General features: G+C 69.5%; 14 protein-coding genes and 1 tRNA gene. 13 read left to right on the top strand and 2 right to left on the bottom strand.

From position 1 onward, the window contains the following. Nucleotides 1-56 precede the first annotated feature (56 nt). Nucleotides 57-317 carry a hypothetical protein gene (locus tag WFG93_RS00110; protein ID WP_336644283.1) on the top strand — a complete coding sequence of 87 codons (261 nt, stop codon included), beginning with the start codon at nt 57-59 and terminating at the stop codon, nt 315-317. A 29-nt stretch (nt 318-346) separates the two neighbouring features. Further along, entirely contained in the window at nt 347-721 is a 375-nt protein-coding gene (locus tag WFG93_RS00115) for a DUF1622 domain-containing protein (RefSeq protein ID WP_336644284.1), read from the top strand. A 10-nt stretch (nt 722-731) separates the two neighbouring features. On the opposite strand, the gene WFG93_RS00120 is transcribed toward WFG93_RS00115, so the two are convergent. Next, nucleotides 732-1,238: a DUF2231 domain-containing protein gene (locus tag WFG93_RS00120; RefSeq protein WP_336644285.1), complete on the bottom strand. Its 507-nt coding sequence runs from the start codon at nt 1,236-1,238 to the stop codon at nt 732-734. Between the two features lie 110 nt (nt 1,239-1,348). Between WFG93_RS00120 and WFG93_RS00125 the strand changes: the two genes are divergently transcribed. From WFG93_RS00125 to WFG93_RS00170, 10 genes are all read left to right on the top strand, one after another. After that, nucleotides 1,349-2,215 carry a transposase gene (locus WFG93_RS00125; RefSeq protein ID WP_336644286.1) on the top strand — a complete coding sequence of 289 codons (867 nt, stop codon included), beginning with the start codon at nt 1,349-1,351 and terminating at the stop codon, nt 2,213-2,215. Between the two features lie 101 nt (nt 2,216-2,316). Beyond that, nucleotides 2,317-4,083 carry an ABC transporter substrate-binding protein gene (locus WFG93_RS00130; protein ID WP_336644287.1) on the top strand — a complete coding sequence of 589 codons (1,767 nt, stop codon included), beginning with the start codon at nt 2,317-2,319 and terminating at the stop codon, nt 4,081-4,083. Nucleotides 4,084-4,157: 74 nt separating this feature from the next. Further along, a complete protein-coding gene (locus WFG93_RS00135; RefSeq protein WP_336644288.1) occupies nt 4,158-5,822 on the top strand; it encodes an ABC transporter ATP-binding protein in 1,665 nt (554 codons plus the stop codon). Beyond that, on the top strand, nt 5,819-6,778 hold the full coding sequence (locus WFG93_RS00140) for an ABC transporter permease (RefSeq protein WP_336644289.1): 960 nt from the start codon (nt 5,819-5,821) through the stop codon (nt 6,776-6,778). Before WFG93_RS00135 ends, WFG93_RS00140 begins: the two co-directional genes overlap by 4 nt. Next, complete coding sequence (locus tag WFG93_RS00145; RefSeq protein ID WP_336644290.1) at nt 6,775-7,740, top strand: ABC transporter permease; 966 nt, start codon at nt 6,775-6,777, stop codon at nt 7,738-7,740. Before WFG93_RS00140 ends, WFG93_RS00145 begins: the two co-directional genes overlap by 4 nt. A gap of 66 nt (nt 7,741-7,806) precedes the next feature. Continuing rightward, complete coding sequence (locus WFG93_RS00150) at nt 7,807-9,108, top strand: alpha/beta fold hydrolase (protein ID WP_336644291.1); 1,302 nt, start codon at nt 7,807-7,809, stop codon at nt 9,106-9,108. Between the two features lie 57 nt (nt 9,109-9,165). Continuing rightward, entirely contained in the window at nt 9,166-10,653 is a 1,488-nt protein-coding gene (locus WFG93_RS00155) for an aminopeptidase P family protein (protein ID WP_336644292.1), read from the top strand. Nucleotides 10,654-10,707: 54 nt separating this feature from the next. Continuing rightward, on the top strand, nt 10,708-11,613 hold the full coding sequence (locus WFG93_RS00160) for a dihydrodipicolinate synthase family protein (protein ID WP_336644293.1): 906 nt from the start codon (nt 10,708-10,710) through the stop codon (nt 11,611-11,613). Nucleotides 11,614-11,727: 114 nt separating this feature from the next. Beyond that, nucleotides 11,728-12,405, top strand: coding sequence for a GntR family transcriptional regulator (locus tag WFG93_RS00165; protein ID WP_336644294.1), 678 nt, complete (start codon nt 11,728-11,730; stop codon nt 12,403-12,405). A gap of 95 nt (nt 12,406-12,500) precedes the next feature. Further along, entirely contained in the window at nt 12,501-12,941 is a 441-nt protein-coding gene (locus WFG93_RS00170; RefSeq protein WP_336644295.1) for a hypothetical protein, read from the top strand. Between the two features lie 79 nt (nt 12,942-13,020). Here WFG93_RS00170 and WFG93_RS00175 read toward each other — a convergent pair. Next, nucleotides 13,021-13,111, bottom strand: a tRNA-Ser gene (locus WFG93_RS00175). A gap of 108 nt (nt 13,112-13,219) precedes the next feature. Here WFG93_RS00175 and WFG93_RS00180 point away from each other — a divergent pair. Beyond that, complete coding sequence (locus WFG93_RS00180; protein WP_336644296.1) at nt 13,220-14,149, top strand: ornithine cyclodeaminase family protein; 930 nt, start codon at nt 13,220-13,222, stop codon at nt 14,147-14,149. Nucleotides 14,150-14,183: the final 34 nt, after the last annotated feature.

Raw genomic sequence — 14,183 nt, forward strand, 5'->3', positions numbered from 1 at the left:
GTGGGCCCGGCGTCACGCCCCTGCCGCGCATCGCGTTCATGCGATGTGATCGCGGCATGACGAACAACGACAGCACCGGACACCACGACGCCGCCGCCGACGCGAAGCAGGCCGCCAGCGGCTCGCACGGCAACCCCGAGCCCGCGAACGAGGACACCCCCGACGGGCAGTTCGACGATCAGAAGATGCCCACCACCGACGGGGAACCCGCCTCGGGCGAGGATCCGGCCACGAGCGGCGGATCCGAGTCGCAGGAGGAGGGGGACGCGGCGATGAAGGCCGCTGAGGACGCGACCAGGAACTCCGGCTCGCACTGACCGGCCCGCTGGTCGGAAGGACGACCGCCATGGATTTTCAGCAGGTGATCGAGGCCGTCGGCAAAGCGGTCGACGCCCTGGGCGTGCTCGCGATCGTGATCGGTGCGCTCGCGGCCACGGCATCCGCCGCGAGCCACCTCTTCCGACGCGAGGCCAACGTCTACGGACGGTTCAGGCGCTTCCTTGGCCGGTCGATCCTGCTCGGCCTGGAGCTGCTGGTCGCCGCCGACATCATCCGCACCGTCGCGGTGACGCCGAGCCTGGGGTCCGTCGCGGTGCTGGCGGTGATCGTGCTGATCCGGACCTTCCTCAGCTGGTCTCTCGAGCTCGAGATCACCGGTCGCTGGCCGTGGCAGAAGCAGTCGACGACGGCGCAGAGCGGCACCGCAGAGGACGGCGCGTGATGATCGGGCGTCAGCGGAACCCCTCCTGCTGGGTGGTCTCATCGGCCACGCGCACGCCGTAGCGATACGCGAGCTTGCCCCCGAGGTAACCAGACGCCCCGAGAGCCGCGAGCCCGATGATCGACAGGACGAACCCCGCGATGCTCACGTGGTCTTCCTCCTCGGCGAGACGCACCACGAGGTTGACGATGAACAGCACGGTCACGCCGAGGTTCAGCACCATGTGCAGCGTGCCGGTCTTGCGCGCCTGCGTGCCCCGCTCGAGCTGCAGGTAGTCGAGGAAGCCGAACAGCGCCGCGAGCACCGCCCCGACCAGACCGATCACGATGAGGATCCACGCCGCTCGCGTGTATGGCTCGGGGTCTGCGGCGATCAGACCGATGATGTCGAACACGAGGCTCGCCACCCAGGTCCCGATCGGGATCGTGACGAGGATGGGGTGGAACGGATGCCCGTAGGGGCCGGCAAGCGCCGTCCTGGGCTGCTTGGCGTGCTGGTGAGCGTTGTTGCGCGACATGTCATCACTCCCTTGTGAGTCGCAGAGCCTGGTGGACTGTGCAGTTCATCACAGCACCGTCACTGCACTCCCGCACCGGGATTGACAGCACCACCAGGTAGCGTCGCCGTATGAGTGATGCCGGCGCCCTCGATGCGATCGCGGCTGAGCTGTACTCGGCTCCACCGGATCAGTTCGTGGCGATCCGGAACGCGCGCGCCAAGGAGGCCGCCGACCCGCAGCTCGCCGCCCAGATCCGCCGCCTGCGCAAGCCCAGCACCGCTGCGTGGGTGGTCAACGTCTTCGCCCGGGAGCGTTCCGCTCGGCTGCAGCAGGCGCTGCAGCTGGCCGCCGAGCTGCGCGAGGCGCAGGCCGACCTCGACGCCGCCACGCTGTCGCAGCTCGGCCGGCAGCGCCGCGCGCTGACCGGTCAGCTCGCGCACGAGGCCTCCTCGCTCGCCCAGTCGCTGGGCGCGCGAGTGACGGATGCCACGCGCGAGGCTGTGCGCCAGATCATCTCGGCGGCGTTCTTCGATGAGCAGGCGGCGGCCGCAGTGGCATCCGGGCGGCTCGTGCAGGATCTCGAGCCCACGGCATCGTTCGACCTCGATGTCCTCGTCGCCGGTGGTCGCCCGGCCCCGCCCGCGGCAGCGGCGGCGCCCGCCGACGAGGTGCGCGCCCGCCGCGAACGGCGCGCAGCGGAACGCGCCCTGCACGAGGCGGAGCGCGCCCTGGAGCGCGCCCGGGGTGCCGAGCGGCGGGCAGACGCCCGGCAGCAGGATGCCGCTGCGGAGCTCGAGCGGATCGACGAGCACATCGCCGAGCTCGAGGATGCTCTCGCCCGCGCCCGGGCCGATCGCGGCCGAGCGGCGGACGACGCGCAGGACGCTGAGAAGCATCATGACGATGCGCTGCAGCAGGTCGAGACCGCGGAGGGCGCTGTCGCTGCAGCGAGCGCCGGGATCCGTCGCATTTCGGAGCCGCCGACCCTGAAGTAACTATCTGACATGTGCTATGTTACAGGCGTGCCGCGGCCCGCCTGTGGCATCAGCCCGTCGAAGATGCGGGCGCACCCGACCCGAGAATCAAGGACGACTCTATGGCTCGCAAGAAGCTCTCCCCTCTGACTCCGCTGGTCGTCGCATCAGCCTTCGCGCTCGTGCTCAGCGGCTGCTCATCCACCGGCGGGGGCGGCGGCGACGCCGGCGAACCGCAGACCGGCGGCACGCTGAAGGTGCTCTCGAACGGCGACACCGACCACATCGATCCGCAGCTGATCGCGTACGTGCCCTCGAACAGCATCACCCGCGTCATCTCCCGCTCGCTGCTGAGCTACGAGGCGTCCAATGACGCCGAGAAGCGCGCGGCGCTCGTCGGCGATCTCGCCACCGAGGTGCCGGAGCCGACCGATGACGGGCTGACCTACACGATCACACTGCGCGACGGCGCCACCTGGGACGCACCGGACGGGGCGCGACCTATCGTCTCCGGCGACGTCGAGCGCGGCATCAAGCGCATCTGCAACCCGCACATCGGTGCGGCGCTGGGCGGCTACTTCATCACGCTCATCGAGGGGATGGCGCAGTTCTGCGACGGCTTCGGCGCGGTCGCCCCAGAGAGCGGCCCGATGAAGGAGTACGTCGAGGCGAACGACATCACCGGCATCGAGACCCCCGACGACAAGACGGTCGTGTTCCACCTCACCGAGCCGGCATCCGACTTCACCTCGATGCTGAGCCTGCCCACCGCCAATCCGGCCCCGGTCGAGGTGCTGGACTACATCCCGGACTCCCCGGAGTACCGCAACAACTTCATCTCGTCCGGGCCGTACACGATCGACGAGCACAAGCCCGACGTGAAGCTCACCCTCACCCGGAACAAGTCGTGGGACGCGAAGAGCGACCCGCTGCGCAAGGCGTACGTCGACAGCATCGAGATGACGATGGGGGTGGAGGTGGATGCTGCCATGCAGCAGGTGCAGGCGGGTTCGGCCGACATGCTGTTCGACATCCAGCCGGGACCTGCGAACATCCAGCAGCTGACCGCCACCAACGACGAGAAGTTCTCGACGCTCGAGAACGGCGGCGTCGACCAGTTCATGTGGATCAACACCAAGACGGACAACAACGGCGGCGCGCTGCAGAAGCTCGAGGTGCGCCAGGCGCTGCAGTACGCGATCGACAAGAGCGCCGTCGTGCAGGTCATGGGCGGCACCGAGATCGCCACGGTCACCAACGGCATCTTCGGCCCCGGCATCAACGGGTACGAGGAGTACTCCCCCTACGGTGACAAGAGCGGCAAGGCCGATCCCGAGAAGGCGAAGGAGCTGCTCGCGCAGGCCGGCGTGCAGAACCTCACCCTGAAGTTCCCGTACCGCAACCTCGGCTCGCAGCCGGACATCGCCCAGACCGTGCAGGCCAGCCTCGAGAAGGCGGGCATCAAGGTAGAGCTCTTCCCCGTCCCGCCGACCGACTACTACGCGAACTTCATGACCAACCGCGAGAACGCGTCCAGCGGCGAGTGGGACATCGCGCTGGTCGGATGGTCGCCGGACTGGGTCGGCGGCGCAGCGCGCAGCGTGTACCAGCCGCAGTTCACCTTCGACGGCACCCCGCAGGCGTACAACTACGTCGACTACAACAACGACGAGGCGAACGCGCTGGCCGACAAGGCCCTCGCCGCCAGCACCCCCGAGGAGGCCGGCAAGCTGTGGCACCAGGTGGATGAGACCGTCATGAAGGACTCGCCCATCGTCAGCATCGCCGCGAAGAAGAAGGCCAACTATCACTCGGCCCGCGTGCAGAACTTCTCGATCTACGCGCTCGCGCAGAACGGCGACTGGGCCAACGTCTGGCTGACGAAGTAGCCGCTGCTCGCCCTGCTGCTGCGGCGCGATGACCTCGCGCCGCAGCAGCTCGCACTCGGAAGAGAAGAGAACGAATGCCCATTCTCGAGGTCTCCCACCTGCGGGTCGACATCCCCACCGAGGGCGGCGACGTGCACGCCGTCAGGGACGTCTCCTTCGATGTCGCCGAGGGTGAGTTCTTCGGCATCGTCGGCGAATCCGGTTCGGGCAAGTCCGTGCTCGTGCAGTCGGTGATGGGGCTGATCCCGCAGGCGCGCACGTCCGGTTCGGTGCGCTTTCAGGGCGAGGACCTGCTCTCGCTGGACGCCGAGCGGCTGCGCCGGCGGCGCGGGCGCGACATCAGCATGATCTTCCAGGACCCGCTGTCCAGCCTGCACCCGCAGTACACCGTCGGCTGGCAGATCGTCGAGCAGATCCGCGCGCACGAGAACGTCTCGCGCCAGGCGGCGAAGGCGCGCGCGATCCAGCTGCTCGACAAGGTGCACATCAGCGACGCGGCCTCGCGCTTCGACGCATATCCCCACCAGTTCTCCGGCGGCATGCGCCAGCGCGTCATGATCGCGATGAGCCTGTCGCTCGATCCGGCGCTGATCATCGCCGATGAGCCGACCACCGCCCTCGACTCGACGGTGCAGGCGCAGATCCTGCAGCTGCTGGGCGAGATGAAGCAGGACTTCGGCGCGACGGTGCTGATGATCAGTCACGACCTCAGCGTGATGGCGAGCGTCGCGGACCGGGTGATGGTGATGTACCGCGGCGAGCAGGTGGAGGTCGGCACGAGCGACGAGGTGCTGCGCCGTCCGCGCGAGCAGTACACGCGAGCGCTGATCGCGTCGTCCTCGTTCACGCAGAGCGAGCGCCGAACCCCGCTCGGACAGCTCGAGGATGCCGCGCCGGCGCCGGCCGGCCCGATCGCCGAGGTGTCAGACGTCAGCGTCTCGTTCCGCGCCCGTCGCGGCGTCGAGCGGAAGGTGCTCGACGGGATCAGCCTCGAGGTGCGCCGCGGGGAGACGCTGGGGCTGGTGGGCGAGAGCGGATGCGGCAAGACCACGCTCGCGCGCACGATCGCCGGCCTGGTGTCGCCGTCCGAGGGCACCGTCCGCTTCGACGGCACCGACCTGCGCAGCATCTCCGGCGCCGAGTGGCGGCGGATGCGCCAGCGGGTGCAGGTGGTCTTCCAGGACCCGTTCTCGTCGCTCAACCCCAAGCGCCGCGTCGGGTCGATCATCGGCGATCCGCTGCGCATCCACGGTGTGGGCACCCCGCGCGAACGCGAGCGACGCGTCCTCGAGCTGCTCGACCAGGTCGGGCTCGACCCCGACCACTACAACCGCTTCCCGGCGCAGTTCTCGGGCGGGCAGCGCCAGCGGATCGGCATCGCCCGCGCGATCGCGCTGAATCCCGATCTCATCATCCTCGACGAGCCGGTCTCGGCGCTCGACGTCACCGTGCAGGCTCAGGTGCTGCAGCTGCTGGACGAGCTGCAGCGCGAACTCGGGCTGACGTACCTGTTCATCTCGCACGACCTCGCCGTGGTGCGGCACATGTGCGATCGCATCGCCGTGATGGAGAACGGCCGCATCGTCGAGCTCGACGACGCCGAGAGCATCTACCGCACGCCACAGCAGCCCTTCACGAAGAAGCTGCTCGCCGCCGCGTTCCTGGGCGCGCTCAGCGATGTCGCCACGCCCGGCGCCGACCTCGCCGCCGACACCAGCACCTCGGAGGAGCGCTCATGAGTCCGTTCTCGAAGGAGACCCTGACCCTGCTCATCCCCTCCAAGGGCGCCGCAGACGCGGCATCCGGAGTGAAGAGCTCGTGGCATCTGACCCTGCGACGCCTGCGGCGCGATCCGGCGAGCGTCGGCTCTGCCGTCGTCATCGTGCTCATCGTCGCATTCGCGCTCGCCGCACCCCTGATCGCGCAGTGGACCGGGCACGGCCCCACCGAGCAGTTCCGCGAGACCGGCCTCTCGCCGGCGGGGATGCCGGTGCCGCCGAACGGCGAGTTCCTGCTCGGCACCGATCAGCTCGGCCGCGACGTGTTCGTGCGCCTTGCATACGGCGCGCAGGTGTCGCTGCTGGTCGGTGTCGTCGCGTCGCTGGCGGCGTCGGTCATCGGCATCCTGATCGGCATGACCGCCGGCTTCTTCGGCGGCGTGGTCGACACGGTGCTCAGTCGCGTGATCGACCTCGTGATGAGCGTGCCGTTCCTGCTCGTCGCGATAGCCACGGTATCGGTGCTCGGCCCGAGCCTGCAGCTGTCGATCTCGGTGATCGTGTTCTTCAGCTGGGCGGGTCTGGCCCGCGTCATCCGCGGACAGGTGCTCGCGCTGCGCGAGCGCGAGTTCATCGAGACGGCCCGCTCGCTGGGACAGTCGGGCATCGCGACGATGTTCCGCGATGTGCTGCCCAACCTCGTCGTGCCGATCGTAGTGTACACCACACTGATGATCCCCGCCGCGATCGTGTTCGAGGCCACCCTGTCGTTCCTGGGCCTGGGCACCGTGCCGCCCACGCCCAGCTGGGGAAACATGCTCGCCGACGCCTCGAACGGGTCGATGTACATCGTCGCGCCGTGGATGGTGCTCGTGCCGGGCCTCGCGCTGCTGGCGCTGACCCTCACGTTCAATCTGCTCGGCGACGGTCTGCGCGATGCGCTCGATCCGTCCTCTGCGAAGGGAGCGCGGGCATGATCCGCTTCCTGATGTCGCGCATCGGCTTCGGCCTGCTGGTGCTGTTCCTGCTCAGCGTCTTCATCTTCGTGCTGTTCTACGTCACGCCCTCAGACCCGGCACGTATCATCGCCGGCGACAAGGCGACCGAGGCTCTGATGGCGCAGATCCGAGCGAACCTCGGTCTCGACAAGCCGATCTGGGAGCAGTACCTCATCTTCATCGGCAACCTCCTGCAGGGTGATCTGGGCTTCTCGTACCGCTCGAGCCTGCCGGTCGCCGATCTCGTGCTCGCCCGCATCCCCGCGACCATGTCGCTGGTCTTCGGCGCGGTCGTGGTGTGGCTCGCGATCGGCATCCCGATCGGCATCGCCTCGGCCAAGCGCCCCGGCAGCGTGCGCGACCGCCTGGGTCAGGGCTTCGCGCTGGTCGGCATCAGCTTCCCCACCTTCGTGCTGGGCATGCTGGCGCTGTACCTGCTGTACTACCTGCCCACCCGCTTCGGTGTGAACCTGTTCCCGCCCTCGGGGTATGTGCCCTTCGCGACCGGCCCGCTGCAGTGGGCGTGGCATCTGGCGCTGCCGTGGCTCACCCTCGCGATGGTGACCGCCGCCGTCTATGCCCGCCTCACCCGCGGGCAGATGCTCGACGTGCTCGGCGAGGACTACGTGCGCACCGCACGGGCGAAGGGCCTCACCGAGCGGCGCGTGATCTACGTGCACGCGTTCCGCAGCGCCATGCCGCCCCTGGTCACCCAGCTCGGCATCGACATCGGCCTGCTGCTGGGTGGGGTGATCGTGATCGAGCAGGTCTTCGGACTGCAGGGCGTCGGCGCACTCGCCGTCACCAGTGTGGCCATGCAGGACCGCCCGGTGGTGATCGCCATCGTGCTGCTGGGCGGACTTTTCGTCGTGCTGTCGAACCTCATCGTCGACCTCTTCTACGCGCTGCTCGATTCCCGGGTGCGCACTCGCGCCCGGTGACCCGCGGCAGACTGGACCGGTGCCCGCTCGCCGCGAGCACGTCGATCGGAAAGCAAGGTGACCTGCGTGATCTCTGACAGCGCGTACTTCGTCGGCAAGGACATCGTCGCCCGCGACGTGTGGACCACCGTGCCGCTGGATTGGAACGACCCCGACGGGGAGACCATCGAGATCTTCGCCCGGGAGTTCGTCGCCGCCGAGCGCCGCCACGACGACCTGCCGCTGCTGCTGCATCTGCAGGGCGGTCCCGGTGGCAAGGGCGTGCGACCGGTCGGCCGCGGCGACTGGGTCGCCGCCGCACTGTCGCGCTTCCGGCTCATCGTCCCCGACCAGCGCGGCACCGGACGGTCCACCCCGTTGTCGGGGGCGCAGTTCGCCGAGATGCCGGCCGAGGAGGCCGCGCGACGGCTGTCGCTGCACCGGGCCGACTCGATCGTGCGCGACTTCGAGGCGCTGCGCGCCGCGCACTACGGCGGACGCCGCTGGTGGACGATCGGGCAGAGCTACGGCGGCTTCCTCACCCTGCACTACCTCTCCGCATTCCCGGAGGCGGTCGTGGGCTCCGCGGTGGCGGGTGGACTGCCGTCGCTCGATCCTGACCCGGCCGAGGTCTACCGGCGCACGTTCCCGCGCGTGGTGGCGAAGAACCGGCTCTTCCGCGAGCGCGCCCCGCACCTCGCCGAGCGCATTGCGCGGGTCGCCGACATCCTGCAGACGCGGGAGGTCCGTCTCGCCGACGGCGACCGGCTCACCGTGCGGCGCCTGCAGACGCTCGGCTTCGATTTCGGCATGGGCCCGGGGTTCGACCGGGTGCACTGGCTGTTCGACGAGGCGTTCGCCGATCGCGCCGAGACCCGCCTGAGCGACACGTTCCTCTCCTCAGTGGGCGCGGCCACCGCGTTCGCCGCCAACCCGCTGTTCATCGCCTTGCAGGAGAGCATCTACGGCGCAGGGCCGACGGCCTGGGCGGCGCAGCGCGAGCGCGAGCGGCATCCGGAGTTCGACGAGGATGCGCGACCGGTGCTGTTCACCGGCGAGATGGTGTTCCCCTGGATGTTCGACGAGATCCGTGCGCTGCGCGGCTTCCGCGCCGGGGTCGAGCTGCTCGCCGGACGGGAATGGCCGATCGAGCTGTACGACACCGCCCGTCTGGGCGTCAATGAGGTGCCGGTCGAGGCGGTTGTCTACTTCGACGACATGTACGTCGACGCGGGCCTCTCGCTCGACACGGCGGCCCGCGTGGGCGGACTGCATGCGTGGGTGACCAACGAGCACGAGCACGACGGCATCGTCAAGGACGGCGTTGCCGAGCGGCTGTTCACCGCACTCGAATGGCGCCTCGGCGGCCGCGGCAGCGACCGCCCTTGACCCGGCCGGTGCGGCATCCGCACCTCTCCCCCGCCCGAAGATCATCTGGAGATCAGCATGAGCAGTGACCACCACCAGCCCGCCGGCTACGGCGCCGAGGTGCACGTCGTCGATTGGGAGAGCGGCATCCCCAACGCGCGTTCCGGCTCGCAGGACCCGCGGATGCCGTCGCTGGCGACCGCGGCCGGCTTCACCGACTGGATGAGGACCGGCTGGGGCGACGCGGACCGCACGCCGCGGGTGGAGCCCGGCGCCGCGCAGGCCGCGGGGCAGCACCGCGAGCGACTCTCGGCCGCACTGCCGGGGCAGACGCTGGTCATCGCGGCCGGGCGTGCGCAGGCGCGGCTGAACGACTGCTTCTTCGAGTTCCGCGCGCACAGCGACTTCCTCTGGCTGGTGGGCTTCGGTGTGGAGGACGGCGTGCTCGTGCTCACTCCCACCGCGGGCGGACACGACGCGACGCTGTACATCACCCCGCCGGCGCGCCCCGGCGCCGCGGCCTTCCATGCCGACCCGGCGCACGGCGAGCTGTGGGTGGGTCCGCTCGCCGGCACCGCCGAGCTCGCCGATGCCCTGGACCTGCGCGTGCGGGAGCTGGACGAGCTGGCCGTCCCCGACGACGCGCTCATCGCGGGCAGTGCAGTGGTGGGGGCCGTGCCCGGTCGGCAGCTGGGCGGCCGGCATCGCTCGGCCGAGCTCGCCCGGGTGCTCTCGGCGCTGCGCATGCAGAAGGACGCGTGGGAGCTCGCCGAGCTGCGCGCGGCGGTGCAGCACACCGTCGAGGGATTCGCCCAGGTGCGCCGCGAGATCCCGCGTGCCGTGCAGCACGGCGGGGAGCGCTGGCTGCAGGGCACCTTCGACCGGCACGCCCGCACGGTCGGGCAGGCGCCCGGGTACGCGAGCATCGTCGGCTCGGGGGCGAATGCGCCGATCCTGCACTGGGTACGCGCCGACAGCGCTGTCGATCCCGAGGCGCTGCTGCTGCTGGACATGGGAGTGGAGAACCGCAGCGGGTACACCGCCGATGTGACGCGCACGCTCCCCGCGAGTGGTCGCTTCACGACCGCGCAGCGCGAGGTGCACGATCTGGTCGAGCGCTCGCACCGCGCCGGGCTCGCCGCGGTGGCGCCGGGTCGCGACTGGCGCGATTTCCACATCGCGTGCATGGAGGTGCTCGCGCAGGGGCTCTCCGACTGGGGACTGCTGCCGGTCTCGGTCGACGAGGCGCTCGCGGCAGACGGTCAGCACCATCGCCGCTACATCGTGTGCGGCGTGGGGCACCACCTCGGGCTGGACGTGCACGACTGCGGCGCGTCGTCGTACGCGCAGTACTTCGAGGCCACCATGCAGCCCGGTATGGCGCTCACGGTCGAGCCGGGTCTGTACTTCCACGCCTGGGACGAGACCGTTCCGCCCGAGCTGCGGGGCATCGGCGTGCGGATCGAGGACGATGTCGTGGTGACCGACAGCGGGATCGAGGTGCTCAGCGACGTGCTGCCGATCGATTCCGCTGGTTTGGAGCGCTGGATGGCATCCGTGCTGTAATATGTTACATATGACCAACGGCTTCAGCGCCGCGAAAGCTGGAAAGGAACAAAGATGTCTCAGAAGGCTCCCTGGCATGGCGTGATCGTCGCATCCGCCCTGCCGTTCAAGGACGACCTCTCGGTCGACTACGACCGTTTCGCCGATCACGTGCGCTTCCTCGCCGAGAACGGCTGCGACGGGATCGCACCGAACGGATCCCTGGGTGAGTACCAGAACCTCAGCGAGCAGGAGCGCGCGAAGGTGATCGAGGTGGCGGTGGATGCCGCCCCCGAGGGCTTCTCGGTGATGGCGGGTGTCGGCGCGTACGGCGCGCTGCAGTCGGCGCACTGGGCCGAGCAGGCCGCGAAGGCCGGCGCAGACTGCGTCATGCTGCTGCCCCCGAACACCTACCGCGCGAACCGCGAGCAGGTCAAGCACCACTACGCGACCGTCGCCGAGGTGGGCCTGCCCGTCGTCGGCTACAACAACCCGATCGACACCAAGGTCGACCTCGTGCCCGACCTCATCGCCGAGATCCACGAGGCCGGCCACATGGTTGGTGTGAAGGAGTTCACCGGCGACCCACGCCGCATCTACGAGATCAAGGAGCTCGCTCCCGACATCGACATCCTCATCGGCACCGACGACAGCGTTCTCGAGATCGGCATCGCGGGGGCCGTCGGCTGGGTGGCCGGCTACCCCAACGCCATCCCGCAGGCCACGGTCGAGCTGTTCCGGCTGTCGACCTCGGGAGACGTGCGCGACCTCGAGCGCGCCAAGGTGATCTACCGCGATCTGCACAAGCTGCTGCGCTGGGACACCAAGACGGAGTTCGTCGAGTCGATCAAGCTCTCGATGGATGTGCTCGGTCTGTACGGCGGTCCGTGCCGTCCGCCGCGCCTGCCCCTTGCGAAGGACGTTGCCGACCGCATCGTCGCCGACACCGAAGAGGCCGCCGCCAAGGGCTACGGCAAGTGATCCGTGCCGCGGGGCGCGGCGGCGTGCTGCCGCCCTGCCCCGCGGCATCCGGTAGTTTCGTAGGCAGTGCCATGCCGCATGGCACTGCCTACGCTTGTTGATCGGTGGTCGTTCATGGCTCTTCCCTCCGTCGTCACTCCCCTGCAGCCGGTGATGAACCTTCGGGAGCGCGTGGAGGTGGCGCTCGAGGCCGCGATCCGCGCCGGAGAGATGGCTCCCGGCGAGCTGTTCTCGGCGCCCGCGCTCGCCGCGCGCTTCAACGTCTCTGCCACGCCCGTGCGCGAGGCGATGCTCAACCTCGAGAAGCTCGGCTTCGTCGAGGCGGTGCGCAACAAGGGATTCCGCGTCACCGAGGTGCGCGATGACGAGGTGGCGAACATCGTCGCGGTGCGGCGGCTGCTCGAGCCGCCGGTGATGCGCGAGCTGGCGGGGAAGATCCCCGCGGATGCCATCGAGAAGCTGCGCGCGACGGCGGATGCCATCGTCGACGGCGCCTCCAGCGGTGACCTCACCACCTACCTCGAAGCCGACCGCGCCTTCCACGAGTCCATCAACGTGCACAGCGGCAACCCCCGGCTGGCCGCGCTCATCTCGCAGCTGCGCAAGGAGACCCGCCTGCCGGGTCTGGCCGATCTGCTGGCCACGGAGGAGCTGTCACGTTCAGCGGCCGAGCACCACGAACTGCTGGATCTGCTCGCGGCCGGCGAGGGCGAGCGCGCCGAGCGGCTCATGCACCAGCACATCGGCCACGTGATCGGCTGGTGGGCCGGGCGCCCCGAAGCCGGCAGCTGACGCTTCCCGGCTGCGCGCCGGGGTCATCCCTGCGAGGTATGCGGATACGTCCCACGCCCGACGCGGCGCGGATCCGCTGCGGCGAGGCTGGAAGCATGAACGCACGCACAGCCCTCGCCGCTTCCGCCCTGCTCGCCGCAGCCGGATTCTCCCTGACCGGATGCGCGGTGTACGAGGAGCTCGTCCACCAGCAGTCCACGCACACCTTCGACGACCTCGCGGCGTTCCATGCCGAGGCGGATGTCGACGCGCCGTGGATCGCCTCGGACGCCACCGACATCACCGTGCGCACCTCAACGTCTAAGAGCTCCGATGACGCGGTCATCCTGCTCACCGGCGACTTCGCTCTCGCCGGCGACTGTGCGGATGTGGAGCGGCGATCGGCTCCGGTGTGGACGCTCGACGGCGCACCCGACCCGTACGCGGCGAAGACCGTCTTCGCCTGCGGTGACTGGAGTGTGATCCCCGCCGACGACGGCTGGTTCGGCTGGACGCCGAACTCTGACGCGGAGCGGGCGGACGCGCGGGGGAAGTGACCCGTCGGCGCAACGCGCACGATCTGGTCGCGCGCCGCCCTCCAATACGCGAGAACCCCCGATCACTCGGGGGTTCTCATGGCGGTGACGGTGGGATTTGAACCCACGGTAGGGGGTTACCCTACACAACTTTTCGAGAGTTGCACCTTCGGCCGCTCGGACACGTCACCGTCGTCCAGCTTACGACATCCGTCCGCCGCTGCGCGAATCGAAACCGAGCGACGCGCGGAGCAGCGATAGCGCGTGACATATTACAGTTTTGAACCTAGATTGGGATCATGCCCGATGTCATCGCCGATCTCGCCCTGGTCAATGCGCAGCTGCTCGCCGAGCGGGTGAGCATGTCCGCCGCCATCGCGGCCGTGCAGAGCACGCTGCGAGACGGCTTCGACCCCGAGCACGACCTCGCACGGCAGATCCTCGACGTCCCCAATGGGCAACTGCTGCTCATGCCCGCCGCAACCGGCGGCGCCGTGGGCCAGAAGTTCGCGACGGTCGCGCCCGGCAACCCCGATCGGGGGCTTGAGCGCATTCAGGGCGTCTACATCCTCGTCGACGGCGAGACGCTCGCTCCCACGGCCATCCTCGACGGCACTGCGCTGACGAGCCTGCGCACCCCCGCGGTCTCCGCCGCCTGCGCAGACGTGCTCGCCGGCCAGAGCGCCGGCGATCTCGTCGTCATCGGCACCGGTCCGCAATCGGTCCGTCACGTCGAGGCGTTCGCGGCGATCCGCCCGCTGCGCTCGGTGCGGCTGATCGGGCGGGATGCCGGGCGTGCGACATCCGCCGTCGAGGCGTCCCGCTCCTACGCACCGGACGCCGACATGCGCGTCGGCACCTTCGACGACATCGCGGCCGCCGACCTCATCGTGTGCGCGACCACGGCATCCGCTCCCCTGTTCCCCTCCGAATCGGTGCGCGACGACGCGACGATCGTCGCCATCGGCTCACACGAGCCCGACCGCACCGAGCTCGACCCCGCCCTTGTCGGCCGATCGCAGGTCGTCGTGGAGAGCCGGCGGGTCGCGGCATCCGAGGCCGGTGACGTGATCGTCGCGGTCGAGGCGGGGATGCTGCGCCTGGACGACGTGGTGACCATGCACGAGCTGTTCACCGGCGCGACCCCCGCGGCGACCGACCGCCCGCGGATCGTCAAGACCTGCGGCATGGGCTGGCAGGACCTCGCCGTCGCCCGTCTGGCCGTCTGAGCGCCGGATCGCGGAATCACCCGAGCACCGAAGG

The sequence above is a fragment of the Microbacterium sp. USHLN186 genome, from assembly GCF_037145155.1.
Taxonomy (GTDB): domain Bacteria; phylum Actinomycetota; class Actinomycetes; order Actinomycetales; family Microbacteriaceae; genus Microbacterium.